Source organism: Variovorax sp. YR266, assembly GCF_900107295.1.
Taxonomy (GTDB): domain Bacteria; phylum Pseudomonadota; class Gammaproteobacteria; order Burkholderiales; family Burkholderiaceae_C; genus Variovorax.
Genome location: NZ_FNPM01000009.1, coordinates 85547 through 108810 on the forward strand (window position 1 = coordinate 85547; position 23264 = coordinate 108810).

Below are 23264 nucleotides of genomic sequence, written 5' to 3' on the forward strand. Positions count from 1 at the left end.
GGCATGGATCGTGCTGAGCCATCGGCAATGAATGCCGTCGCCACGCCCGAACCCGCCGCAGTCGAGATCGTCGCGCTCACCAAGCGCTATGCCCCCGGCACACCGGCTGCCGTCGACCAGATAGACCTGCGCATCGCCAGCGGCAGCTACTGCTGCCTGCTCGGCCCTTCGGGTTGCGGCAAGAGCACCACGCTGCGCATGATCGCGGGCCACGAGTCCGTCACCAGCGGCGACATCCTGCTGGACAACCGCAACATCACCGACCTGCCCGCGGCCGCGCGCGGCACGGCGATGATGTTCCAGAGCTTCGCCCTCTTCCCGCACCTCTCGGCCACCGACAACGTGGCCTTCAGCCTCAAGATGAAAGGCGTCGGCAAGGCCGAGCGCCACAAGCGTGCCAACGACCTGCTCGAACGCGTGGCGATGGGTCACCTGGCCAACCGCAAGCCCGGTGAGCTTTCCGGCGGCCAGCAGCAGCGCGTGGCGCTGGCGCGAGCACTCATCACCGAGCCGCGCGTGCTGCTGCTCGACGAGCCGCTGTCGGCGCTCGACCCCTTCCTGCGCATCCAGATGCGCGCCGAGTTGCGGCGCTGGCAGAAGGAACTGGGCCTGACCTTCGTGCACGTCACGCACTCGCAAGAAGAGGCAATGGCGCTGGCCGACACCATGGTGGTGATGAACCACGGAGTGATCGAGCAGGTCGGCTCGCCGCACGCGGTCTACAACCACCCGGCGAGCGAGTTCGTGGCGCGCTTCATGGGCGGCCACAACGTGTTCGACACGCCGGCCGGCCCGATCGCGGTGCGCAACGACCGCATGCGGATTGCCGCGGCTTCGGAGGGCGACGCGGCTGGCACTGCCCTTGCCGCCACCGTTACCGACGTCGAATACCAGGGCACCTACGTGCTGCTCGGCCTGGCGCTCGAAGGCGCTGCCGCCGGGCGCCAGAACGTCTCTGTGCTGCTCGGCGAAGCCGCTTTCCTCGCGCGCCCCTATGCGCACGGCGAGGCGGTGCGCCTCTCATGGGCCGAAGCCGACGCGCGCGTGCTCGGCCCCGGCGTCAAGCCACCGGGCGAGCGGGCTTCGGCGCCCGCCAACGCCGGGGCTCGCCAGCGCGACGACACGGCCGCGCTCGCCATGACCCTGTGAGCGCATCCGCAACCTGCTTCTCTTTTTCCTGCGTTCGTTTCTTTCCACTTTTTTCTCTGGAGACTCAGCCATGACCGATTCCATCGACTCGTCCAACGGCGTCAAGCGCCGCACCCTCCTGCAAGGCACGGCCGGCATCCTGGCCACGGGCATCGCGCCCTTCGTGCATGCGCAGGAAAAGATCGTGCTGCGCTACCTCGGCACCGCGGTGAACCAGGACAAGGCGATTGCCGAAAAATTCAAGGCCGACACCGGCATCGAGATCCAGTACGTGGCCGTGACCACCGACGACGTGACCAAGCGAGCCGTGACCGCGCCCAACAGCTTCGACCTGATCGACACCGAGTTCTTCTCGCTCAAGAAGATCGTGCCGACCGGCAACCTGAAGGGCATCGACACCAAGCGCGTGAAGAACGCCGACAAGATCACCTCGCTCTTCACCAAGGGCGAAGTTGCGGGCAAGAAGGTCGGCAGCCAGGGCACGGCGCCGGTCAAGGTGATCTATCTCGAAGGCGAGAAGAGCAAGGTCTTCGCGAAGTCGGCCACGCAGTTCATGTCGCTGATCCCGACCACCTACAACGCCGACACCCTGGGCATCCGGCCCGACCTGATCAAGCGCCCGATCTCTTCGTGGGCCGAGCTGCTGAACCCCGAGTTCAAGGGCAAGACCGCGATCCTGAACATTCCGTCGATCGGCATCATGGACGCCGCGATGGTGGTGGAGGCCAAGGGCATCCACAAGTACGCCGACAAGGGCAACATGACCAAGGCCGAGATCGACCTGACGATCAAGACCCTGATCGAAGCCAAGAAGGCCGGCCAGTTCCGCGCGCTGTGGAAAGACTTCAACGAGTCGGTGAACCTCATGGCCTCGGGCGAGGTTGTGATCCAGTCGATGTGGTCGCCCGCCGTCACGGCCGTGCGCAGCAAGGGCATCGACTGCACCTTCCAGCCGCTGAAGGAAGGCTATCGCGCCTGGGCCTCGGGCTTCGGCCTGCCGGCCACGCTCTCGGGCAAGAAGCTCGACGGCGCCTATGAGTTCATCAACTGGTTCCTCGACGGCTGGGCCGGTGCGTACCTCAACCGCCAGGGCTACTACAGCGCCGTGCTCGACACCGCCAAGACCAAGATGGAAGCCTACGAGTGGGCCTACTGGATGGAAGGCAAGCCCGCCGCGCAGGACATCAAGAGCCCGCAGGGCGACGTGATCGCCAAGGCAGGCTCGGTGCGCGACGGCGGCAGCTACGAACAGCGCATGGGCGGCATCGCCTGCTGGAACGCCGTGATGGACGAGAACGAGTACATGGTCCGCAAGTGGAACGAGTTCGTCGCGGCCTGACCTTCGACCTGAGCCTGTGAGCGCTCCTTCGACCAGCGCGTCCGTCGCCACCACGCCCATCCATGCTGTGAAAGCATGGTGGCAGGCGGCGCCGTTCGCGCTGGTGTTCCTGCTGTTCTTCCTGGTTCCGCTGGCGCTGGTCGCGATGGTCAGCCTGTGGAACTTCAACGAATACGAGCTGATCCCTGCGGTCACGCTGCGCAACTACCTGAGCCTGTTCGAGGGTTGCTCGCGCCTCACCGACAACGGCGACCTGTGCGTCACGCTCAACACCTACCTGAGCACGTTCAAGTTCTGCGTGCTGGTGTGGGGCATCACTCTGCTGATCGGTTTTTCGGTTGCGTACTTCCTGGCGTTCCACGTGCGCTCGTCGACCATGCAGACGGTGCTGTTCGTGCTGTGCACGGTGCCCTTCTGGACTTCGAACGTGATCCGCATGATCTCGTGGGTGCCGCTCTTGGGACGCAACGGGCTGGTCAACCAGGCGCTCATGGGCCTGGGCCTCGTGAACCAGCCTGTGGAGTGGCTGCTGTTCTCCGATTTCTCGGTGGTGCTGGCCTTCGTGCACCTCTATACGATGTTCATGATCGTGCCGATCTTCAACAGCATGATGCGCATCGACCGCTCGTTGCTCGAAGCAGCCAGCGATGCGGGCGCCTCGGGCTGGCAGACGCTGTGGAACGTGGTGGTGCCGCTGTCGCGCACGGGCATCCTGATCGGGTCGATCTTCGTCATCACCATCGTGATGGGCGACTTCGTCACCATCGGCGTGATGGGCGGCCAGCAGATCGCCTCTATCGGCAAGATCATCCAGGTGCAGACCTCGTACCTGCAGTTTCCGCTGGCTGCGGCCAACGCGATGATCCTGCTGGCTGTCGTGCTGATGATCATCTGGGGGCTGACGCGGCTGGTCGACATTCGAAAGGAGCTCTAGGGTGAACCTGGATTCTTCCGTTCTGTTTGGGGTGCGTCGTTCGGGGCGCGCTCACGCCCTGAAGGAAAAATACAAATGAGCCAACGCATAGGCGAACAACGCAGCCCCGGCTTCTGGCCTCTCGCCACGGTCTTCGCCCTGTTCGTGCTGTTCCTCTACGGCCCGATGATCACGATCTTCGTGCTCAGCTTCCAGGGCCCCGAGGGCGGTCTCACCTTCCCGTTGCGCGGCGTCTCGCTGCACTGGTTCTACAAGCTGGCTGAAGGGCTGGGCACAGTGGACATCGGCGCGGCCTTCAGGCGCTCGCTCGCGCTGGGCGCGGTGGTGATGGCCTTCACTGTCGTGCTGTCGGTGCTGGCAGGCCTGGCGTTCCGCAAGAAGCTCGCGGGCAGCAACGCCCTGTTCTTCGTCACGGTGGCCAGCCTCATCATGCCGTCGATCATCATCTCGCTCGGCATCGGCCTGCAGTTCCGGCTGATCGACACGGGCATCAAGAGCGTGCTGACGGCGATGGACGCGACCACGCTGCTCGAAGGCTACGGCACCGCGCTGGGCCTGTTCAGTTCCGCCCTCGGCGCGCACCTGACCTGGACGCTGCCCTTCGGCCTGCTCATCATGTTCGCGGTGTTCAATCGCTTCAACCCCGCCTACGAAGAAGCCGCGCGCGACCTCGGCGCCACGCCGTGGCAGACCTTTCGCTTCGTGGTGCTGCCGCTGATCGGCCCGTCGATCGTGGGCATCGGCATGTTCGGCTTCACGCTGTCGTGGGACGAGATCGCCCGCACCTCGCAGGCCATCGGCGACGTCAACACGCTGCCGCTCGAGCTGCAGGGCCTGACGTCGACCGTCACCACGCCGTCGATCTATGCGCTGGGCACGGTGACCACCGTCGTGTCGTTGCTCGTGATGGCCGTGGCGCTGGGCTCGGCCGCGCTGCTGCGCCGCAGGGCTGTGCGGCCCAGGTGAGATTTTTCCTACAGCCGCCTCTAAAATCGCGCTCCAACACAAAGTACAAGCGAGAGAGGCGGGCATGCTGGACATCGACAAACTCAACGAATTCACCCATAACCACGGCGAACTGCGCCGTGGCCAAGGGCTGGTCACAGGCACCATCGCGCTGAGCCTGGCCATCCTGTGCTTCCTCGGCGTACTGGCCTTCCACTTTCCGCAGTACCTCACCACGCCCGAACTGCGCAAGAGCTACAACGTCGACGTGATGCGCTACATCCTGCTGGCGGCGCTGGTCATCGCGGGTGGGCTGTCGCTGGTCAACATCATCTTCAACCGCTCGCGCTGGCTCTCGTCGGCGGCGTTCCTGCTGGTGGTGGCGTCGGCGCTGCTCGGCGGGCACAAGGTGCCGGTGCACGACTTCGCGGACAACACGCCGTACATCGGGCTCGACTGGTTCATCCTCGACCTGCTGGGCTCGTCGCTGATCTTCATCTTCATCGAGAAACTCTTTGCGCTGCGCAAAGACCAGCCCGTGTTCCGCGAAGAGTGGCAGACCGACTTCCATCACTTCGTGGTGAACCACATGATCGTGGGCTTCGTGCTGCTGGCCACCAACCTGATGGTGCACAAGCTCTTCGGCTGGGCCGCCAATGACGGCATTCGTGGCTGGGTGGGCAACCTGCCGTTCTGGGCGGGGCTGCTGCTGATCGTTCTGGTGGCCGACCTCGTGCAGTACTGGACGCATCGCGCCTACCACGAGGTGCCGGTGCTGTGGCGCCTGCACGCGGTGCACCACAGCGTGAAGAGCATGGACTGGATGGCGGGCTCGCGCCAGCACATCCTCGAACTGCTGATCACGCGCACGCTGGTGCTGGCGCCCATCTACGTACTGGGCTTCAGCAAGGACGTGATCGACGCCTACATCGTGGTGGTGGGCTTCCAGGCGGTGTTCAACCACTGCAACGTGAGCGTGCGGCTCGGTCCGCTGCGCTACCTGATCGTGACGCCCAACTTCCACCACTGGCACCACAGCCAGGACCAGGAAGCACTCGACAAGAACTACGCGGCGCACTACGCCTTTCTAGACTACATCTTCGGCACCGCGGTGAAGAGCACCAAGCTCTGGCCCGAAAAATACGGCGTGCTGGGCGACTACGTGCCCAACGGCTTCTTCAAGCAGCTGAAGTTTCCGTTCATCTGGAAGGGCTGATGCGCGCCGCGTTCAAGACCGCCGCGGTCGTCGTTGCCGCGGGCGCAGCCCTGCTGCTCACGGCCTGCGCCACTCGCATCGACCTGCCGACCAAGGATGCCGGCTTGCGTCTGCGGGTGCAGAGCTCGGTCATCGCGCCAGGCAACGGCGGCGAACTCATCGCGGCCGACGCGCTGGAGCCCGGCGACATCCTGCTGACCTCCATCGCCACGGTGAATTCCTTCGGCATCCGGCTGGGCACCTTCTCGCCGGTGAGCCACGCGGTGCTGTACCTCGGCGACGGCCAGATCGCCGAAGCCGTGGGCACCGGCGTGCGCGCGCGGCCACTGGCCGATCTGGTCGATGAAGAGCAGATGGTGGTGGCCTTTCGCGTGCCGGGCGTCGACGAAGCCGGCGCCGGGCGCATGCGCGAATGGGCGCTGTCGCAGGTCGGCGCGCGCTACAACACCGTGGGCGTGCTGCTGAACGCGCCTTTCGTGCTGAACCGGCGCCTGTGCGAACTGCCGCTGGTGCCAAGCGCGGTCAGCAACTACTGCGTGAGCGGCATGGCGATGGTGCAGCTGGGTGCGAGCCGCGACGACCAGTTCTTCTGCTCGCAGTTCGTGCTCGAGGCCTACAAACAGGCTGGCCTGCCGATCACCAGCGCCGACCCGCGCTGGGTGAGCCCGTCCGACCTGCTGCACATGCGCGAGGGCGACGTGCCCTCCATTGCCGCCACGCAGCCGCTGCGCTACGTGGGCCACCTGAAATACAACCCGCCGCCGCTGCTCGCGGCAGACGGCCCTTGAGCGCGGCAGCTTCATCGCGCTTCGACGTCGTCGTGATCGGCGCCGGGGCTGCCGGGCTGTTCTGCGCCGGCGTGGCGGGCCAGCGCGGGCTCAGGGTGCTGGTGGTGGACCACAGCGAAAAGGTGGGCGAGAAGATCCGCATCTCGGGCGGCGGGCGAGCCAATTTCACGAACCGCGATCTCGACGTGCGCGCACCGCAGCGCCACTTCATCGGCGACAACCCGAATTTCTGCCGCTCGGCGCTGTCGCGCTACGCGCCGCAGCAGTTCATCGAGCTGGTGCAGAAACACGGCATTGCCTTCCACGAGAAGCACAAGGGGCAGCTGTTCTGCGACGGCTCGTCGCAGCAGATCGTCGACATGCTGCTGGCGGAATGCGCGGCGGGTGGGGTCGAGCGATGGCAGCCGTGCAAGGTCGGGAAGATTGAGTTTTCTAGCGCTGATGCCGATGCATCGGGCGCTGGCAGCTATCAAATCGAGAGCGATCGCGGGCTGATCGAAGCGCCGAAGATCGTGGTGGCCACGGGCGGCCTGTCGATCCCGCAGATCGGCGCCAGCGACTTCGGCTACCGCCTTGCCGAGCAGTTCGGCCTGCGCCTCGTCACCCCCCGTCCGGCGCTGGTGCCGCTGACCTTCGGCGGCGAAGGCTGGGCGCCGTATGCCGAACTGGCCGGCCTGGCGCTGCCGGTGCGCATCGAGACCGGGGCGAAGAAGGAAAAGATGGCCTTCCTCGAGGACCTGCTCTTCACCCACCGAGGCCTGTCGGGCCCGGCGGTGCTGCAGATTTCGAGCTACTGGAAGCCCGGCACCCCGCTCACGCTGGATTTCGCGCCCGGCGTGAACGTGGCAGAGGCGCTGGGCGAAGCCAAGCTGCGCTCGAAGAAACGCATCGCCAACGAACTGGCCACGCTGGTGCCCTCCCGGCTGGCCGACGCCTGGGTCGGGCAGGATCCGGCGCTGCAGCGCCCCGTCAACGAAGCTGCGGACAAGGCGCTGGCCGCCCTGTCGGAGCGCATCGCCCGCTGGCAGATCACCCCCAGCGGCACCGAAGGTTACAAAAAAGCCGAGGTCACGGCCGGCGGTGTCGACACCCGCGACCTGTCGTCCCAGACCATGGAATCGAAGCAGCCGGGCCTGTATTTCATCGGCGAAGTGGTCGATGTGACCGGCTGGTTGGGCGGATACAACTTCCAATGGGCCTGGGCGAGCGCCCACGCGTGCGCAACCGCGCTATAATCGCGGGCTAACTCTTGGCCTCCCCTCAACGGCCGCAAAAAGTTTTCAGTTGAGGAACCCCGGCTTGGGGCCTCGATCTCTCCAGGCCAAATTCATTTCAACGATTCATCAATGACCACCATCCGCGTTAAAGAAAACGAGCCCTTCGACGTCGCACTGCGCCGTTTCAAGCGCACCATCGAAAAGCTCGGCCTGCTGACCGACCTGCGCGCCCGCGAGTTCTACGAAAAGCCGACCGCCGAGCGCAAGCGCAAGAAGGCCGCCGCGGTCAAGCGCCACTACAAGCGCGTGCGCAGCATGCAGCTGCCCAAGAAGCTGTACTAAGCAACACCCAGGGCGGCCGGCTCCAGACGAAAGTCAGCACCGCCGCCCCGTTGCCTCAGCCGCGCCAGGGAAACCTGCCGCGGCTTTTGTTTTTTCCGAAAGGTTGCCGAATGACTCTCAAAGAACAAATCACCGAAGACATGAAGACGGCGATGCGCGCCAAGGACTCCGAGCGCCTGGCCACCATCCGCCTGCTGCTCGCGGCCCTGAAGCAAAAGGAAGTCGACGAGCGCGTGGAACTCGACGACACCATGGTCGTCGCCATCGTCGACAAGATGGTCAAGCAGCGCAAGGACTCGATCGCGGCCTTCACCACCGGTGGCCGCCCCGATCTGGCCGACAAGGAAGCTGCCGAGATCAAGGTGCTGGAGGCCTACCTGCCCCAACGCATGAGCGCCGATGAAACGGTGGCCGCCGTGAAGGCCATCGTGGCCGAGCTGGGCGCCAGCGGCCCCGGCGACATGGGCAAGGTGATGGGCGTGGTCAAGACCCGCCTCGCCGGCAAGGCCGACATGGGCCAGGTCAGCGCAGCGGTCAAGGCCGCTCTGACGGGCGCCTGATGATGAACAACACCGGCAGCAGCCCCTCCGCCACGATCCCCAAGGCCTGCGCCTGCATGGTTGACGCGCGGGGCCGGCTGCTGGTGTTCCGCCATCCCGAGGATGGCAACATGCAGCTGCCCAAGGGCACCATCGAGCCCGGTGAATCGCCTGAAGTGGCGGTGCGCCGCGAACTGCTCGAGGAATCGGGCCTCGACTACACCGGCCCGCTGCAATCGCTGGGCACGCTGCACCGCGAATGCGAAGCCGGCGTCGAAGGCAACACGCACCGCCACCCGCAGCTGTGGCACCTGTTCCTGATGCGCGCCCAAGGCGCCCTGCCTGAAACCTTCACGCACATGGCCACGGGCAGCCCTGAAGAAGAAGGCTTGGTGTTCGCGTTTCGCTGGCTCGAAGCGGGCGATGCACTCGACGACTTCGCCCTGCCCTACCGCCAGACTATCGAGCGCGTTCGCGCTGCCCTGCTGCTGGCAGCCTGACTTCGGCTCACAGCCCGGCGCGCGCGGCCATGTATAGGCCCAGCAGCGCCAGCCCGATCAGGAAGCAGCGCTTGAACACCGCCACCGACAACCGCTGCCGTAGCCAGGTCCCGAGCACCATGCCGCCGATGGCCGGCACCAGCATGGCGATCGACCCGCCCATCGCCGACATCGGATAGCCCCCGTTCCCGACCAGCCCGATGGCCAGCACCACCGTCGAGGTGGTGAAAGAGATCCCCATCGCCTGGATCAGCGAATCGCGCTGGAACCCCAGCGCCTGCAGGTACGGCACCGCCGGCACCGCAAACACCCCGGTCACCGCCGTCACCAGCCCCGTGACGATGCCCACCAGAGGCCCCACCCAGCGCGCCTGCGCGTCTGTCACGTGAAGCTGCCGCCCGGTCAGTCCCCAGACCGCGTAGACGACCAGCGCCACCCCGAGCGCGAACGAAGCCCAGGCCCCCGCCGGCACGCCCAGCCACAGCGCCCCGCCCAGCGTGCCGATCACCACCCCCACCTGCATGCCGCCGATGCGCCGCAGCACCGGCATGAAGGTCGCGCGCGGCCCGGTCTGCCAGATGTTGGTGACGAGCGACGGCACGATCAGCAGCGCCGCGGCCTGTACCGGCGACATCCACAGCGCGAGCAGCGCCATCGACACCGTCGGCAGCCCGAGGCCGACCACGCCCTTGATCACCCCGGCCAGCAGGTACACCGCCGCGGCGGCGGCCCAGAAACTCGTTGTGTCGATCGAATGCGTCATCGGGACACGACTCTGCCGACGAAGCCGGCCTCTGGAAATCGGGCATTCGCAGAGGTAGCCTCAGGCTGCGGCTGAGGCTCCTGGTGCACACTCCGCCGAACCATGCGATTCGATCTCACCGACCTGCGGCTCTTCCTCAACGTCGTCGAAGCCGGCAGCCTCACCGGCGGCGCCGGGCGCTCGCACATGACGCTGGCCTCCGCCAGCCAGCGCGTGCGCGGCATGGAAGACACGCTCGGCTCCCCGCTGCTCACCCGCCACGCGCAGGGCGTACGCCCCACCGAGGCCGGCCGCACGCTGCTGCACCACGCGCGCGTCGTGCTGCAGCAGATGGAGCGGCTGCGCGGCGAACTCGGTGAATACGGCCAGGGCCTCAAGGGCCATGTGCGCTTCATGTGCGGCACCTCAGCGCTGACCGAGCACCTGCCCGAGGTGCTGAGCCGCTTTCTCGCCGAGCATCCACGCATCTCGGTCGACCTTGAGGAGCGCCCCAGCCCCGACACGGTGGACGCGTTGCGCGCCGGCCTGTGCGACATCGGCATCGTCTCGGACGCCATCGACAGCGAAGGCCTCGAATGCCATCCCTTCCGCCGCGACGACCTCGTGCTCGTGATGCCACGCGGCCACGCCCTTGCCGGACGCCGGCGCCTGCAGCTGGCCGACGTGGTCGACAGCGAATTCGTCGGCCTGCCCGCGGACAGCGCACTGCAGCTGCTGATCACCCAGCATGTGCGTGCGCTCGGCAAGCACCTGGCCTACCGGGTGCGCGTGCGCAACTTCGAGGCCGTGTGCCGCATGGTGGAGTACGGCATCGGCGTCGGCATCGTGCCGCAGACCGCGGCCGAACGTTGCGCCCGCTCGATGAAGATCGCGCGCGCCTCGCTCGCCGACAAATGGGCCGAGCGCACGCTGATGGCCTGCGTGCGCTCGTCGGAAGACCTGCCGCTCAATGCCCGGCGCATGCTCGAGCACCTGATCGCGCCTACGGAAGAAGCTACGAGGAAGTGACGGGCTCCCCAAACTCGATCTGGATCTTCACGTCGGTCGCGCGCCCCGCCGCGGCTTCCTCGAAGGCCTCGATGCCATCTTCGAACGCGAAGGTGCGCGAGATGAAGGGCTTCACGTCGACCTGGCCCGACGCGATCAGCGCCAGCGCGCGCGGGAAGATGTTGGCGTAGCGGAACACCGACTCGATGCGCACTTCCTTCGCCTGGATGGCGACGATGTCGAAGGCCACCTTGCCAGCGGGTATGCCCACCATCACGAGGCAGCCGCCGGGACACAGCAGCTCGAAGATGTCGTCGAAGGCGCGCGCGCTGCCGCTGGCTTCGAACACCACGTTGGCGCCCCAGCCGTCGGTCAGCGACTTCACGGTGTCGGCGAGCTTGGTGTTGCGCACATCGACCGTGGTGACGGCCGGGTTGTCCGCAAACAGCGCCAGCTTCTCCGGCACGAGGTCCGCGAGGATCACGCGTGCCGCGCCGCCCGCAAGTGCAGCCAGCGCCGTCATCGCGCCGATGGTGCCCGCGCCGATGACCACCGCCACGTCGCCCGGCTTCAGCGCCGCCTTCTTCGCGGCCTGCAGACCGATGGCCAGCGGCTCGACGATGGCGCCCTCGCCGAAGCTCACGTTGTCGGGCAGGCGGAAGGTGAAGGCCGCCGGGTGCACCACGAAGGGCGTAAGACAGCCGTGGATCGGCGGCGTCGCCCAGAAACGCACGGCAGGGTCGAGGTTGTAGATGCCTTCGAGCGTGGCGCGCGAGTCCATTTGCGGAATGCCGGGCTCCATGCATACGCGGTCGCCGGGCTTCAGGTGCGTGACTTCCGCCCCCACCTCGGCCACCACGCCCGAGGCCTCGTGGCCCAGGATCATTGGATCTTCCACCACATAGGGGCCGATGCCGCCGTGCTGGTAGTAGTGGACGTCGCTGCCGCACACGCCCACGGTGTGCATGCGGATCTTCACGTCGCGCGGCCCCATGTCCAGGGGAAGGTCTACGTCGCGCAGCTTGAGTTCATGCGCTTTTTCCAGAACCAGTGCTTTCATTTCTTTTCGTCCTTGAAGGGGTGTTTGGGTGTGTCAGTGCGTCAATGCAAAGGGGTGTCGGTGCGCAGCAGCGAGGCACCGGTGTCGATGTCGAACAGGTGCACCTGCAACGGGTCGGCCACGAAGCGCACCGCATCGCGCAGCCGCGGGCACTGGGCCGAGGGCATCAGCGCAGCGATTTCGCTCTCGCCCTGCCCGAAGCTCACCAGCACCTCGTTGCCGAGGTACTCGATGAGCTGCACCTCGCCGGCAAAGCCCCCTCCGCGACCGCCCTGCGTGTCGACCTGCAGGTGCGCGGGCCGCACGCCCAGCGTCACACGCTCGCGGCCTTCGAGTGCGAAGCGGCGCGCGTCCACGCGCACCGTGCCTTCGCGGCCCGCCAGCTCGAAGTAGCCATCGGCGTCACGCACCATCATCTCGACCAGGTTCATCGGCGGCGTGCCGATGAAGCCGGCCACGAAGGCCGAGCGCGGCCGCTCGAAGATCTCGCGCGGCGAGCCGACCTGCTCGATGCGCCCGTCGCGCAGCAGCACGATGCGGTCGGCCAGCGTCATCGCCTCGTGCTGGTCGTGCGTGACGTACACGGTGGTGGTCTTCAGCGCCTGGTGCAGCCGGGCTATCTCGATGCGCATGTGGTTGCGCAGCTTGGCGTCGAGGTTGGACAGCGGTTCGTCGAACAGGAACACCTTGGGCGTCTTGATCATGGCGCGCGCAATCGCCACGCGCTGCTGCTGGCCGCCCGACAGCTCGGTGGGCCTGCGCTGCAGGTACCGCTCCAGGCCCAGTGTGTCCGACACCTCCTTGATGCGCGCATCGATCTCGGCCTTGGGCACCTTCAGGCGCTTGAGGCCGAACGCGATGTTGTCGCGCACGCTCATGTGCGGATAGAGCGCGTAGTTCTGGAACACCATGGCAATGCCGCGCTCCTGCGGCGGCAAGTCGTTCACGCGCTGGCCGCCGATCAGCAGGTCGCCGTCGGATATATCTTCCAGCCCCGCGAGCATGCGCAGGATGGTCGACTTGCCGCAGCCCGAGGGGCCCAGGAACACGACAAACTCGTTGTCCGACACGTCGAGGTCGAACTGGTGCACGACCTGCGTTTCGCCGTAGCGCTTGATGATGTTGTGACAGCTGATTGCGGACATGTTGTTCTTCGAGGGAAAGGAAATGATCTGGCTCATGCTGCGTCGCGCTTGCGCTTGAAGGCAGCGTTGAGGAAGCCGCTGAGCACGCCGACCATCAAGAGCGGTGGCAGCGACAGCAGGATGACCGAGGCATTCAAGATGCCCCACGGCACGTCACGCCCCAGTTGGCTCAGCTCCGAGGCAACGATGGGCAGCGTCTTCGCGTCCGAAGTGGTGAGCATCAGCGCAATGAGAAACTCGTTCCACACCAGCACGAAGCCGAAGGCGATGGCGCCGACCAGCGAGCGCGCGGCAATCGGCAGCGCCACTTTGAAGAAGATCGCGTAGGGGCCGTAGCCGTCGACGCGGCCCGCTTCTTCCACCTCTTTCGGCACGGCCTTGAAGGCCGGTATGGCGAGCCAGATCACGGTCGAGAGCGTGAGCAGCGTATAGGTGACGATCAGCGCGAAGCGCGTGTCGTACAACTCCAGCTGCAGCCAGATCACCATGAGCGGAATGGCCACGGCCACGGGCGGCAGGAAGCGCATCGACAGCACGAAGAACTGGATGTCGTCAGCCCAGCGCAGCGGATAGCGGGCGAGCGCATAGGCAGCCGGCAGCCCGAGCACCGCGCCGGCGATCACCGCCGCGCCCACCACTACGATGGAATTGAGCAGCCCCTGCGCCACGGCCTCGCGGCTCAGCACGTAGACGTAGTTCTCCAGTGTCGGCGTAAAGAAGATCTTCGGCACTGCCGAGACGATGTCCACCCGGTTCTTGAACGAGTTGAGAAAGGTCCAGAACACCGGCACCAGTGCGGAGAGCCCTGCGGCGACCAGCACCAGCCGGGCTAGCAGCGTGCCTGGGGAGAACGGGGTTTTCTTTTTTGGCAAAGCGCTCATTTCGGTCGCGTCCATTTCCAGATGTAGGTGAACGCCACGGTCGACGCGACCATCATCAGCACCGCCATGCTCGACGCATACGAGATGCGCCCAGACTCGATGAAGCCCTGCGAGAAGGCGTACATGTCCAGCGTCTCGGTCGAGATGCCGGGCCCTCCACGCGTCATCACGTAGATCAGGTCGAAGGCGCGCAACGACTCGACCATCTTCACGAACGTCAGGCTGATGAGTGGCGCCTTCAGCATCGGCAGCGCGACGTACGCATACACCTCCCAGGTCTTCGCATGGTCCATGCGCGCGGCCTCGAAGGGCTGTGGCGGCAGCGTCTCGAGCAGCTTCAGCACGATGACCGCGAAGAACAGCCCCCACTGCCACACGTCCACGAACGCCACCGTCATCAGCGCCGTGAGCGGGCTGGCCAGAAGGTCCAGCGGCTCGCCGGTGATCGCCTTGTACGGATACGTCAGCAGTCCGAACAGCGGATGAAAGGCGAACTTCCACACGAAGGCGGCCGACACGCGCGGCAGCAGCACGGGCACGATGAACAGCATCGACAACACGTTGCGCCAGCGCGCGGTGGTGCACTGGAACAGCAGCACACCCAGCAGCACCGCGAGCCCCATGGTCGCGCTGACCGTCAACACCTCCCACACCAGCGACACCCGCACGGAGTTGAGAAAGCGCCGATCGGAAAACAGCTGGATGTAGTTCGACAGCCAGACCCAGCTGGAATCGGCCTGCCCGAGCTCGCGGTCTTGCAAGGAGATGCCGATCGCGAACAGCGTCGGCACCAGCGCCAGCACCGCGAGCACCAGCAGGCCCGGCCCGATGAAGACGACCGGCAGCCTTGTCTTTTTTCGTTTCTCCCTGGCGGCCATCACTTCTTGCGCCGTGCGATCAGTTGCTTCGCGTAGGCGTCGAGCTCGTCGAGGCCGGCCTTGATGTCGGTGCGCGAGCCGGTGATCAGCTCTTCGAGAATGATCCCCCAGCGGTCGCCGAGGTCGGGCCAGGCGGCGTCCTGCCAGAAGTTCACGGCCGTGAGCTTGCCGGTGTCGGCCAGCGCCTTGCCGAGGTCGGCGCCGTAGCGCTTGGCGAACTCGGGGCTGCCCAGCACGCTGGTGCGGTTGAGCTCGCCGAACTGGCCTTCGGCGAGGCGGCGCTGCTCCTGCTGCTTGGAAGTGGCCCAGGCGACGAACAGGCCCGCGCACTTCTTCGCCTCCTCGGTCTTGTTGGCCTTGGCACCGATGGCCAGCCCGTGGCCGTAGCCGCCGCCGGTCAGCGGCGTGGGCGGAGGCAGGTAGGCGACCTTGCCGATCACGGTCGACATCTTGGGGTCGAGCGCATTGCCCGCCAGCGGGGTCGACTCGATCAGCATCGCCACCTTGCCCGCAAGGAAGGCGCCGGTGGCCTCGTCCCAGCCGCCTGTCTTGGTGCCGGGCGCCGAGTACTTGAACAGGTCGAGGTAGGTCTGCGTGGCCTTCACCGCGGCGGGCGAATCGAACACGGGCTTGTCGCCGTCGAACCACTGGCCGCCGTAGCCGCGGAAGAACGGCATCCAGCGCCACACGTTGGCACCCGAACCGCGCTGGCCGCGCAGGGCCACGCCGTAGATGCCGTGGGCCGGGTCGTTGAGCTTCTTCGCGGCTTCGGCGAATTCCTCGAGCGTGGTGGGCGGCTTGATGCCGGCCTTCTCGAGCAGGTCCTTTCGGTAGACCAGCAAGTCGCCGCCACCGGTGAGCGGCGCAAACCAGGCCTGGCCGTCGAAGGTGGCGACCTTCTGGCGGCCGGGGTCGAAGTCGGCGTAGTCGTAGTCGGCCGGGTAGTACCTGGCAAGCGGCACGATCCACTTCGACTGGGCGAACAGCGGCACGTTGGCCTCGTCGACGTAGTACACGTTGTACTTGCCGACGGTCGAGGCGTCGGCGCGGGTCTTGGTGCGGCGGTCGTTCTCGTTGAGGTTGTCGATGCTGAACGACGCGCCGCTCAGCGCCTTGAACTCGTCCTTGTACTTTTCCAGCAGGGTCAGTCCGTCGCGCGGCTGGGACAGCACGCGCACATCGTCCTTGCAGGCCTGCTGCGCCTGCGCATGGCCCGCTGCGGCCAATGCCGCCAGCAACAGTGCGCCGGCCTTGATGCAGCGCGTGGCTCGGTTCGTCATCGTTCGTCTCCTGGTCTTGTTTGTGAAGGGCTTGCGAGAGGGACGAAGCGTATGCAGCCGTGGGCGGGCGCTGCGTACACGCGCGCCGGTGGACTGGTACTTCGATGACCAGCGGGCTTGGGGTTTTGCCGGGGGTGGCGTACGAATTCGCCAATCGGTTGCAATGTAAAACCAGATAGATAGAATTCGCGTGGTTTTGTTTTGAAACCGAGAACGCCGAAAGCAGAACGTGCAGCGACCGGCCGATCGCCAATCGCCCCCATCCACCCCTTTCCGGAATCCGCCATGACCCACTACCGCACCGCCGCCATCGACGGCCTGAACATCTTCTACCGCGAGGCGGGAGACCCGGCGCTGCCGCCCCTGCTCCTGCTGCATGGCTTTCCGGCCTCCTCCTTCATGTACCGGGAGCTGATCGAACGGCTGGCCCATCGCTTCCACGTCATCGCACCCGACTACCCCGGCTTCGGCCACAGCGATGCACCATCGGTCGTCGAGTTCAGCTACACCTTCGATCGCCTCGCCGACGTCGTCGAGAAGTTCACGGAACAACTCGGCCTGAAGCACTACGGCCTCTACATGCAGGACTTCGGCGGCCCGGTGGGATTCCGGCTGGCCAGCCGCCACCCCGAAAGAGTGAGCTTCCTGGTCGTGCAGAACGCCAACGCCTACGAAGAAGGCCTGCCGGACGATTTCTGGGGCCTGGCCCGCGAGCTGTGGAGGGACCCGTCGCCGGCCAACTACGCCAGGATCCGCGAAGCCGCCATGTCGGACGCAGCCCTGGAATGGAACTACACCCACGGCGTGAAAGACGCGGCGCGCATCAACCCCGACAGCTGGCTGCTGCAACGCGCCCTGCTGGCCCGTCCCGGCAACAAAGACGCAATGGCGGCCCTGCTGCACGACTACGGCCGCAATCTCTCGCATTACCCGGCTTGGCAGGCCTACTTCCGCCAGCACCAGCCGCCGACGCTGGTCGTATGGGGCGCCAACGACGTGATCTTTCCACCGTCGGGCGCGTATCCCTACCAGCGCGACCTACGGCAGATCGATTTCAAGCTGCTCGACACCGGCCATTTCGCGCTCGAAGAACTGGGCGAAACGATCGCCGCCCACATCGAGCGCTTCCACGACGCCCTGCGTGCCTGACGGCAGGGCATCGCCATGCAATTGAACATCGATGCGGCCGCGGCCCGTGATGCGCAGACACGGACTGCCACGCCACAGATAACAGCCGCGATGGCGCTGCTGTTCGCAGTCGCCTGCGGGCTGGCCGTGGCCAACGTCTACTACGCCCAGCCGCTGCTGGACACGCTGGCGGCCACCTTCGGCATCCGCCCCGCCACGGTCGGCATCGTGATCACCATCACCCAGGTCGGCTACGGCCTGGGGCTGCTGCTGGTCGTTCCGCTGGGCGACCTGATCGACCGGCGGCAGTTGATCGTGGGGCAATCGTTGCTGTCGGTGATCGCCCTGCTCTGCGTTGCGCTGGCGCCCAGCGCGGCGGTCCTGTTGCCGGCGATGGCCGCCGTGGGCCTGCTGGCCGTCGTGACGCAGGTGCTGGTCGCCTACGCCGCACTCATGGCCCCGCCGGGCGAGCGCGGCCGCGTGGTCGGCATCGTCACCAGCGGCATCATCGTCGGCATCCTGCTGGCGCGGGCGGTGTCGGGCACGCTGTCCGATCTTGTCGGCTGGCGCTCGGTGTATTTGGTGTCTGCCGCGGCTACCCTGATCGTCTCCGGCCTGTTGTGGAAGGCGCTTCCTCGGCGCGCACTGCCTTCGATGCGCATTTCGTACCTGCAGCTGATCCGGTCGGTGTTCACGCTCTTCGCCGAAGAGCCTGTGCTGCGCATCCGTGCGGTGCTCGCGATGCTGATCTTCATGGCCATCACGATGCTGCTGACGCCGATGGTGCTGCCGCTCACGGCGGCGCCGTTCTCGCTGTCGCACACGCAGGTGGGCCTGTTCGGCCTGGCTGGCGCGGCCGGTGCCATGGGCGCTGCGCGCGCGGGCCGCCAGGCGGACCGGGGCCGCGCACAGCGCACTACCGGCATCGGGCTGTCGGTGATGCTGCTGTCGTGGGCGCTCATCGCCATGCTGCCGTGGTCCATCTGGGCGATGGTGGTCGGCGTCGTCACGATCGACTTCGGCCTGCAGTCGGTGCATGTTGCCAACCAGAGCCTGATCTACCGCGTGCGCCCGGAAGCCCAGAGCCGCCTGACCGCCGGCTACATGATCTTCTATTCCATCGGCTCCGCCACCGGATCGATCGCCTCGACGATGCTGTATGCACACGGCGGCTGGAACATCGTCTGCCTGGCCGGGGCCCTCACCAGCGGCCTGGCACTGGCGTTCTGGGCCACAACCCGGCACCTGACGCCGCAGGATGCCAGCCCCTGATGAGCTTCAGCACCGGGAAGCTCAGGCCGTGGTGGCGAGCGGCGTGTTCTGCGCGGTGCGCAGGCCGAAGCGGTCCTGCGCCTGCTGGCGGTAGGCCGAGGGGGTCATGCCCTTGAGCTGCAGGAAGCGCCGGTTGAAGTTCGCGAGGTTCGCGAAGCCCACCTCGTAGCAGATATCGCTCACCAGCCGGTCGGAGGTCTGCAGCATCTCGCAGGCCTTGGCGATTCGCAGGCGAGTGACGAAGTCGGTGAAGGTGGCGCCCATGTGCTTGTGGAAATAGCGCGAGAAGCTGCTTTCGGCCATGTTGGCCACGGCGCACACGGCCGGCAGCGACAGCTCTTCGGTCAGGTGCTGGTCGAGGTAGTCGAGCACGCGGCGCATGCGGGTGTTGGCGCTCGGGTCTTCGCTCGCCGTGCCTGTGGTGTTCGAAATCTGGCGCCAGTCGGGCCAGCGGGCCAGCTCGTGCAGCAGGCCGATGAACTCCGCCAGCCGGGCCATGCCCTCCTGCGCCTGCACGCGCAGGAAGCGTTCGCGCACCAGCGCGTGGATGCCGAAGAACTCGATGCCCAGCCTGGCGCGGTCGAGCATCGGCAGCACCGCCTTCAGCTCCGGGAACAGGTCGGTGCCCTTGCGCAGCGGCTCGTCGCGAAAGTGGATGACCATGCTGCGCTCGGCAATGCCTTCGGGCGGCACGTCGTGCGAAATCCAGGTATGGGGCAGCCGAGCGCCCACCAGGGCCACGTAGCCGGGCTCGAAGCGGCCGATGTGGTCGCCGACGAAGGCGTCACCGCTGCTGCGGTTGATGCACTGCAGCTCGTATTCGTCGTGGTAGTGCCAGCAGTCGAAGGGCCAGGGCACGCCGTGCTGCAGGCAGCGCACCGAGCTGCCGCCCGCCGGCTCGAAGCCGAGCCTCGGGTCGCGCAGCAGTTCGTGCTCGAGTTCCGGCTTGCGCGCTGCGTTGTGTCTCATGGTTCTGTGAGCCTTCGCGCGGTGGCCGGCGGTGCTTTCTCAGCTGCCGGCGATCTTCATCCGGTTCACCAGGACCGATCCCGTGGTCTTGGCGCCGAAGGTGTAGGCATCGGCCCCGATGGCCTCGATGCCCATGAGCATGTCTTTGAGGTTGCCGGCGATGGTGATCTCCTGCACCGGGAAGGCGATCTTGCCCTTCTCGACCCAGAAGCCGCTGGCGCCGCGCGAGTAGTCGCCGGTCACGTAGTTCACGCCCTGGCCCATCAGCTCGATCACGAACAGGCCGGTGCCCAGCTTGGCGAGCATGGCGTCGAGGTCGTCGGCGTGCTTGGTCAGGCGCGAGCTCAGCGTCAGGTTGTGCGAGCCGCCGGCATTGCCGGTGGTCTTCATGCCCAGCTTGCGGGCCGAGTAGGTCGAGAGAAAGTAGCCTTCGAGGCGGCCGGCATCGACCACCTTGCGCGCCCGGGTGGTCACGCCTTCGTCGTCGAAGGGCGAGCTGCCCTTGCCGCGCAGCACGTGCGGGTCTTCGGCCACGTCGACGTGCTTGGGCAGCACGGGCTTGCCCAGCGAATCGAGCAGGAAAGTGCTCTTGCGGTACAGCGACCCGCCGCTCACGGCCTGCACCAGCCCGCCCAGCAGGCCCACGGCCAGCGGCGACTCGAACAGCACCGGGCATTCGGTGGTCTTGATCTTGCGCGACTTCAGGCGGCTGAGCGCCCGTTCGGCGGCGTAGCGGCCCACGGCCTGCGGGCTGGCCAGTTCATCGGCCGAGCGCATGGAGCTGTACCAGGCGTCGCGCTGCATGTCGTCGCCCTTGCCGGCGATGGGCGCCACCGAAATGGAATGCCGCGAGCTGGCGTAGCCGCCGCGAAAGCCGTGCGTATGGGCGCTGAAGAAGTGGCTCTGCTGGGCCGAGACGCCCGCGCCTTCACTGTTGGTGATGCGCTTGTCGGTCGACAGGGCCGCTTCTTCGCACTCCAGCGCCAGCTTGGCGGCCTGTTCGCTCGTCACGTCCCAGGGGTGGAACAGGTCGAGTTCGGGGTGCACCTTGGCGATGTCTTCCTCGTCCGGCAGGCCGCTGACGGGGTCTTCGGCCGTGAAGCGGGCGATGTCATAGGCCGCCTGAACGGTCTGCTTGATGGCCCCTTCGGAGAAGTCGGAAGTGCTGGCATTGCCGCGGCGGTGGCCCACGTAGACCGTGATGCCCAGCGACTTGTCGCGGTTGCGCTCGACGTTCTCGAGTTCGCCCTTGCGCACCGAGACACTCAGGCCGCAGCCCTCGGAGGCCTCGGCCCCGGCGTCGGTGGCACCGAGCTTTTTGGCATGCGCCAAGGCGGTGTCGACCAGGTTTTCGAAGAAGGAGCGGCTGTAGGCGAAGCCGGAATCGGCGCGCGAGGAGGATGTCGTCATGTGGTGGCTATGATACTTGCGCCCCCTGTTTCACGTTTTCTCCCCAGCTTCCCACCGCGTTGCAACGCCGCACGGTGCGGCCCAGAATCCACTCCATGTCCCGCAAACCCAAAAAAGGCTATTTCGTCCGTGGCCAGTTCGTTGCCGAAGGCAGCGAACTCGACCTTGAGCTCAAGCGCGAGCTCAAGGGCACCGACGAAGCCAGCCGTACCGACCTCAAGCGCGAAAGCGACGAGTTGCAGAAGCTAGGCACCGAGCTGCTCACGCTGCGCGCCGGCCTGTTCGATACGCTCCAGCTCGACGAAAAACTGGTCGACGCCATCGCCGAAGCCAAGCGCATCACCAATTTCGAGGGCAAGCGCCGCCAGATGCAGTTCATCGGCAAGCTCATGCGCAAGCTCGAGCCCGAGGTGCTGGAGGCCGTTAAACAAGCCCTGTCCGAGCAAAGCATCGCGCCGGCCGCCGAAACCGCCGCCCTGCACGAGGCCGAGCGCTGGCGCGACCGGCTGATTGCCGACGACGACGCCCTCGGCGGCTGGATAGAAACCCACCCCGCCACCGATTCCCAGCAGCTGCGCGCCCTGGTGCGCCAGGCCCGCAAGGACATGAAGACCGGCCCGGCCGGCGAAGCGCCGCGCCAGGGCAAGGCCTACCGCGAGATCTTCCAGCTGGTGCGTGCCCAACTGGCGGTGCACGGCGGAGCAGACCACGCGGCAGCGGCCGCCGCCCAAGACCGGGAAGAGGACGCATGAGTTCGTTCGACCCGGTCCGCATCGGCATCGTCTCGGTCAGCGACCGCGCCTCCAGCGGCACCTACGAAGACAAGGGCCTGCCCTCGCTGAAAGAGTGGCTTGGCAGGGCGCTGAAGAACCCCATCGAATTCGAACCCCGGCTGATCCCCGACGAGGCCGACCGCATCAGCGCCACGCTGATCGAACTGGTCGACGCCGGCTGCTCGCTGGTGCTGACCACCGGCGGCACAGGCCCCGCCCTGCGCGACGTGACGCCCGAGGCCACGCTGGCCGTGGCCCACAAGGAAATGCCCGGCTTCGGCGAGCAGATGCGCCAGATCAGCCTGCGCTTCGTGCCGACGGCGATCCTGTCGCGGCAGGTGGCGGTGATCCGCGACAAGAGCCTGATCATCAACCTGCCGGGCCAGCCGAAGTCGATTGCGGAAACGCTCGAAGGGCTGAAGGACACCGAGGGCGTGCAGGTCGTGCCGGGCATCTTCGCGGCGGTGCCCTACTGCATCGACCTGATCGGCGGGCCTTACCTGGAGACCGACGACACGGTCTGCAAGGCTTTCAGGCCCAAGTCGGCCATCCGGCCACCGCGCTGAGCGTCTACTTGACCAGCGTGAGCAACGGCACGCCCTTGTCCTTGACCATCGTCACGAGGAACTTTGCGGGCTTGGTGGCGCTGGCGTTGCGGCCGACCGTGTGGATGTCGGCCGGGCCCTCGTAGAAAGTCTGGCCGGGGGTCAGCGTGACCTCCTTGCTGCCTTTCACGCCCATCACGATCGATCCCTCGAGCACGTACACGAAGGCGTGGGCATCGTGGCGGTGGACGGGATCGACTGAGCCTGGCGGAAAGTCGACAACGAACGTGACTGCTTCCTTGCCGGGCATATCCGCCAAGTCCTTCGTCATGAGCATGGTCACGGCGGCTTCGGGGGCCGCCAGGGCGGGCATCGCGACGAAGGTGCCGAACGCGAGGCCGAGGGAAATGCAGGTTTTCTGAAAACGGGTCATGGGTTGCCTTTCAGGCCAGCGCACGCTGCGCAAGCCAGTCTTCGAAGCGGATCGTCCCGAGGCGCGGGGCGTTGCCGGGTGTCAGTGAGCGGTCGTCGAGTTGCACGCCGAAGTAGCTCGCCCCGGCATCGGTGACGACTGGCCGCTTGTCGCCGGTCGCCGCGAACAGGCGCCGAACCAGCGCGTCGAGCGGCAACGCCTGCGGGCCCGCGATCTCGATCCGGCCCCGCGCGGGCGGCTCGGCCACCACGGCAGCGAGCGCGGCGGCCACGTCATCCGCCGCCATCGGCTGTATCAACGCGTTCGACAGTCGGACTTCGCCGCCCCGCACGCTCCCGTCGGCGATGCCGGCCACGAATTCGAAGAACTGCGTGGCCTGCACGATGGTCCAGGGCACGGGCGAGGCCTCGATCAGCTCTTCCTGGCGCTGCTTGGCGCGGAAATAGCCACTGGCCAGCAGGCGATCGGTGCCGACCACCGACAGCGCTATGTGATGCGTCACGCCGGCTTCCGCCTCGGCGGCCAGCAGGTTGCGCCCAGCGGTGTCGAAGAACCGGAGCGCCGGCTCGTCCTCGAACGAGGGCGAATTTGCGACGTCGACGACCACATTGGCGCCCGCCAGCGCGGCCTTCAGGCCTTCGCCGGTGAGCGCGTTGACGCCCGTCGAGGGCGACGCGGCGTTGACCTCGTGGCCTGCATTGCGCAGGCGCGTGGCGAGCTTGGAGCCGATGAGGCCGGAGCCTCCGATGATGACGATCTTCATGGTTGATT

Annotated in this window: 25 protein-coding genes; 15 read left to right on the top strand and 10 right to left on the bottom strand. The window is 66.4% G+C overall.

What is annotated here, in order from left to right; genetic code table 11:
* The first annotated feature begins 27 nt into the window (after positions 1-27).
* From BLW48_RS22965 to BLW48_RS23010, 10 genes are all read left to right on the top strand, one after another.
* Positions 28-1149: an ABC transporter ATP-binding protein gene (locus tag BLW48_RS22965; RefSeq protein ID WP_093057872.1), complete on the top strand. Its 1122-nt coding sequence runs from the start codon at positions 28-30 to the stop codon at positions 1147-1149.
* Between the two features lie 70 nt (positions 1150-1219).
* Positions 1220-2488, top strand: coding sequence for an ABC transporter substrate-binding protein (locus tag BLW48_RS22970; protein ID WP_093057873.1), 1269 nt, complete (start codon positions 1220-1222; stop codon positions 2486-2488).
* A 16-nt stretch (positions 2489-2504) separates the two neighbouring features.
* Positions 2505-3422: an ABC transporter permease gene (locus BLW48_RS22975; RefSeq protein ID WP_093057874.1), complete on the top strand. Its 918-nt coding sequence runs from the start codon at positions 2505-2507 to the stop codon at positions 3420-3422.
* 75 nt (positions 3423-3497) lie between these two features.
* The gene (locus BLW48_RS22980; RefSeq protein ID WP_093057875.1) at positions 3498-4388 is read left to right on the top strand and encodes an ABC transporter permease; all 891 of its coding nucleotides are present in this window, start codon (positions 3498-3500) and stop codon (positions 4386-4388) included.
* A 64-nt stretch (positions 4389-4452) separates the two neighbouring features.
* A complete protein-coding gene (locus BLW48_RS22985; RefSeq protein ID WP_093177663.1) occupies positions 4453-5583 on the top strand; it encodes a sterol desaturase family protein in 1131 nt (376 codons plus the stop codon).
* Entirely contained in the window at positions 5583-6371 is a 789-nt protein-coding gene (locus tag BLW48_RS22990; protein WP_093177664.1) for a YaeF family permuted papain-like enzyme, read from the top strand. The genes BLW48_RS22985 and BLW48_RS22990 overlap by 1 nt, the downstream gene beginning before the upstream one ends.
* Positions 6368-7606 carry a BaiN/RdsA family NAD(P)/FAD-dependent oxidoreductase gene (locus tag BLW48_RS22995; protein WP_093177666.1) on the top strand — a complete coding sequence of 413 codons (1239 nt, stop codon included), beginning with the start codon at positions 6368-6370 and terminating at the stop codon, positions 7604-7606. Before BLW48_RS22990 ends, BLW48_RS22995 begins: the two co-directional genes overlap by 4 nt.
* Positions 7607-7717: 111 nt before the next feature.
* Positions 7718-7930 carry a 30S ribosomal protein S21 gene (rpsU, locus tag BLW48_RS23000; protein ID WP_007833691.1) on the top strand — a complete coding sequence of 71 codons (213 nt, stop codon included), beginning with the start codon at positions 7718-7720 and terminating at the stop codon, positions 7928-7930.
* A 110-nt stretch (positions 7931-8040) separates the two neighbouring features.
* Complete coding sequence (locus tag BLW48_RS23005) at positions 8041-8490, top strand: GatB/YqeY domain-containing protein (protein WP_093057879.1); 450 nt, start codon at positions 8041-8043, stop codon at positions 8488-8490.
* Complete coding sequence (locus BLW48_RS23010; protein ID WP_256330879.1) at positions 8490-8969, top strand: NUDIX domain-containing protein; 480 nt, start codon at positions 8490-8492, stop codon at positions 8967-8969. The genes BLW48_RS23005 and BLW48_RS23010 overlap by 1 nt, the downstream gene beginning before the upstream one ends.
* Positions 8970-8976: 7 nt before the next feature.
* Here the strand turns inward: BLW48_RS23010 and BLW48_RS23015 are convergent, their stop codons facing one another.
* The gene (locus BLW48_RS23015; protein WP_093177667.1) at positions 8977-9732 is read right to left on the bottom strand and encodes a sulfite exporter TauE/SafE family protein; all 756 of its coding nucleotides are present in this window, start codon (positions 9730-9732) and stop codon (positions 8977-8979) included.
* A gap of 102 nt (positions 9733-9834) precedes the next feature.
* On the opposite strand from BLW48_RS23015, the gene BLW48_RS23020 reads away from it, so the two are divergent.
* On the top strand, positions 9835-10740 hold the full coding sequence (locus tag BLW48_RS23020) for a LysR family transcriptional regulator (protein WP_093177669.1): 906 nt from the start codon (positions 9835-9837) through the stop codon (positions 10738-10740).
* Here BLW48_RS23020 and BLW48_RS23025 read toward each other — a convergent pair.
* Genes BLW48_RS23025 through BLW48_RS23045 form a run of 5 tightly spaced genes read right to left on the bottom strand, consistent with a single transcriptional unit; the run spans position 10727 to position 15963 of the window.
* Complete coding sequence (locus tag BLW48_RS23025; RefSeq protein ID WP_093177670.1) at positions 10727-11779, bottom strand: NAD(P)-dependent alcohol dehydrogenase; 1053 nt, start codon at positions 11777-11779, stop codon at positions 10727-10729. The genes BLW48_RS23020 and BLW48_RS23025 overlap by 14 nt on opposite strands.
* A gap of 41 nt (positions 11780-11820) precedes the next feature.
* A complete protein-coding gene (locus BLW48_RS23030) occupies positions 11821-12924 on the bottom strand; it encodes an ABC transporter ATP-binding protein (protein WP_093057927.1) in 1104 nt (367 codons plus the stop codon).
* A 32-nt stretch (positions 12925-12956) separates the two neighbouring features.
* On the bottom strand, positions 12957-13805 hold the full coding sequence (locus tag BLW48_RS23035) for a carbohydrate ABC transporter permease (protein WP_093057928.1): 849 nt from the start codon (positions 13803-13805) through the stop codon (positions 12957-12959).
* Positions 13802-14683, bottom strand: a complete 882-nt coding sequence (locus tag BLW48_RS23040; RefSeq protein WP_093057883.1) for a carbohydrate ABC transporter permease — start codon at positions 14681-14683, stop codon at positions 13802-13804. The genes BLW48_RS23035 and BLW48_RS23040 overlap by 4 nt, the downstream gene beginning before the upstream one ends.
* Entirely contained in the window at positions 14683-15963 is a 1281-nt protein-coding gene (locus BLW48_RS23045) for an ABC transporter substrate-binding protein (protein WP_093177672.1), read from the bottom strand. Before BLW48_RS23045 ends, BLW48_RS23040 begins: the two co-directional genes overlap by 1 nt.
* 285 nt (positions 15964-16248) lie before the next feature.
* On the opposite strand from BLW48_RS23045, the gene BLW48_RS23050 reads away from it, so the two are divergent.
* The gene (locus tag BLW48_RS23050) at positions 16249-17112 is read left to right on the top strand and encodes an alpha/beta fold hydrolase (RefSeq protein ID WP_093177674.1); all 864 of its coding nucleotides are present in this window, start codon (positions 16249-16251) and stop codon (positions 17110-17112) included.
* Between the two features lie 15 nt (positions 17113-17127).
* Positions 17128-18363 (top strand): MFS transporter, encoded by a 1236-nt coding sequence (locus BLW48_RS23055; protein WP_093177675.1) that lies wholly within the window; start codon positions 17128-17130, stop codon positions 18361-18363.
* Between the two features lie 21 nt (positions 18364-18384).
* Here the strand turns inward: BLW48_RS23055 and BLW48_RS23060 are convergent, their stop codons facing one another.
* Both BLW48_RS23060 and pmbA read right to left on the bottom strand, forming a co-directional pair.
* Positions 18385-19332, bottom strand: coding sequence for a helix-turn-helix domain-containing protein (locus BLW48_RS23060; RefSeq protein ID WP_093057885.1), 948 nt, complete (start codon positions 19330-19332; stop codon positions 18385-18387).
* A gap of 39 nt (positions 19333-19371) precedes the next feature.
* Complete coding sequence (gene pmbA, locus BLW48_RS23065; RefSeq protein WP_093177677.1) at positions 19372-20742, bottom strand: metalloprotease PmbA; 1371 nt, start codon at positions 20740-20742, stop codon at positions 19372-19374.
* A 95-nt stretch (positions 20743-20837) separates the two neighbouring features.
* On the opposite strand from pmbA, the gene yjgA reads away from it, so the two are divergent.
* Both yjgA and mog read left to right on the top strand, forming a co-directional pair.
* Complete coding sequence (gene yjgA / locus BLW48_RS23070) at positions 20838-21494, top strand: ribosome biogenesis factor YjgA (protein ID WP_093057887.1); 657 nt, start codon at positions 20838-20840, stop codon at positions 21492-21494.
* Positions 21491-22081: a molybdopterin adenylyltransferase gene (mog, locus tag BLW48_RS23075; RefSeq protein WP_093177678.1), complete on the top strand. Its 591-nt coding sequence runs from the start codon at positions 21491-21493 to the stop codon at positions 22079-22081. Before yjgA ends, mog begins: the two co-directional genes overlap by 4 nt.
* A 4-nt stretch (positions 22082-22085) precedes the next feature.
* Here mog and BLW48_RS23080 read toward each other — a convergent pair whose 3' ends face one another.
* Both BLW48_RS23080 and BLW48_RS23085 read right to left on the bottom strand, forming a co-directional pair.
* A complete protein-coding gene (locus BLW48_RS23080) occupies positions 22086-22493 on the bottom strand; it encodes a cupin domain-containing protein (RefSeq protein WP_093177680.1) in 408 nt (135 codons plus the stop codon).
* A gap of 10 nt (positions 22494-22503) precedes the next feature.
* Positions 22504-23256, bottom strand: coding sequence for an SDR family oxidoreductase (locus BLW48_RS23085; RefSeq protein ID WP_093177682.1), 753 nt, complete (start codon positions 23254-23256; stop codon positions 22504-22506).
* Between the last annotated feature and the right edge of the window lie 8 nt (positions 23257-23264).

Coding starts and splice junctions, on each gene's coding strand:
- BLW48_RS22965 (WP_093057872.1), top strand. CDS start 28: ATGAATGCCGTCGCCACGCCCGAACCCGCCGCAGTCGAGATCGTCGCG.
- BLW48_RS22970 (WP_093057873.1), top strand. CDS start 1,220: ATGACCGATTCCATCGACTCGTCCAACGGCGTCAAGCGCCGCACCCTC.
- BLW48_RS22980 (WP_093057875.1), top strand. CDS start 3,498: ATGAGCCAACGCATAGGCGAACAACGCAGCCCCGGCTTCTGGCCTCTC.
- BLW48_RS22985 (WP_093177663.1), top strand. CDS start 4,453: ATGCTGGACATCGACAAACTCAACGAATTCACCCATAACCACGGCGAA.
- BLW48_RS22990 (WP_093177664.1), top strand. CDS start 5,583: ATGCGCGCCGCGTTCAAGACCGCCGCGGTCGTCGTTGCCGCGGGCGCA.
- rpsU (WP_007833691.1), top strand. CDS start 7,718: ATGACCACCATCCGCGTTAAAGAAAACGAGCCCTTCGACGTCGCACTG.
- BLW48_RS23005 (WP_093057879.1), top strand. CDS start 8,041: ATGACTCTCAAAGAACAAATCACCGAAGACATGAAGACGGCGATGCGC.
- BLW48_RS23010 (WP_256330879.1), top strand. CDS start 8,490: ATGATGAACAACACCGGCAGCAGCCCCTCCGCCACGATCCCCAAGGCC.
- BLW48_RS23015 (WP_093177667.1), bottom strand. CDS start 9,732: ATGACGCATTCGATCGACACAACGAGTTTCTGGGCCGCCGCCGCGGCG.
- BLW48_RS23020 (WP_093177669.1), top strand. CDS start 9,835: ATGCGATTCGATCTCACCGACCTGCGGCTCTTCCTCAACGTCGTCGAA.
- BLW48_RS23025 (WP_093177670.1), bottom strand. CDS start 11,779: ATGAAAGCACTGGTTCTGGAAAAAGCGCATGAACTCAAGCTGCGCGAC.
- BLW48_RS23030 (WP_093057927.1), bottom strand. CDS start 12,924: ATGTCCGCAATCAGCTGTCACAACATCATCAAGCGCTACGGCGAAACG.
- BLW48_RS23035 (WP_093057928.1), bottom strand. CDS start 13,805: ATGAGCGCTTTGCCAAAAAAGAAAACCCCGTTCTCCCCAGGCACGCTG.
- BLW48_RS23040 (WP_093057883.1), bottom strand. CDS start 14,683: ATGGCCGCCAGGGAGAAACGAAAAAAGACAAGGCTGCCGGTCGTCTTC.
- BLW48_RS23045 (WP_093177672.1), bottom strand. CDS start 15,963: ATGACGAACCGAGCCACGCGCTGCATCAAGGCCGGCGCACTGTTGCTG.
- BLW48_RS23050 (WP_093177674.1), top strand. CDS start 16,249: ATGACCCACTACCGCACCGCCGCCATCGACGGCCTGAACATCTTCTAC.
- BLW48_RS23055 (WP_093177675.1), top strand. CDS start 17,128: ATGCAATTGAACATCGATGCGGCCGCGGCCCGTGATGCGCAGACACGG.
- BLW48_RS23060 (WP_093057885.1), bottom strand. CDS start 19,332: ATGAGACACAACGCAGCGCGCAAGCCGGAACTCGAGCACGAACTGCTG.
- pmbA (WP_093177677.1), bottom strand. CDS start 20,742: ATGACGACATCCTCCTCGCGCGCCGATTCCGGCTTCGCCTACAGCCGC.
- yjgA (WP_093057887.1), top strand. CDS start 20,838: ATGTCCCGCAAACCCAAAAAAGGCTATTTCGTCCGTGGCCAGTTCGTT.
- mog (WP_093177678.1), top strand. CDS start 21,491: ATGAGTTCGTTCGACCCGGTCCGCATCGGCATCGTCTCGGTCAGCGAC.
- BLW48_RS23080 (WP_093177680.1), bottom strand. CDS start 22,493: ATGACCCGTTTTCAGAAAACCTGCATTTCCCTCGGCCTCGCGTTCGGC.
- BLW48_RS23085 (WP_093177682.1), bottom strand. CDS start 23,256: ATGAAGATCGTCATCATCGGAGGCTCCGGCCTCATCGGCTCCAAGCTC.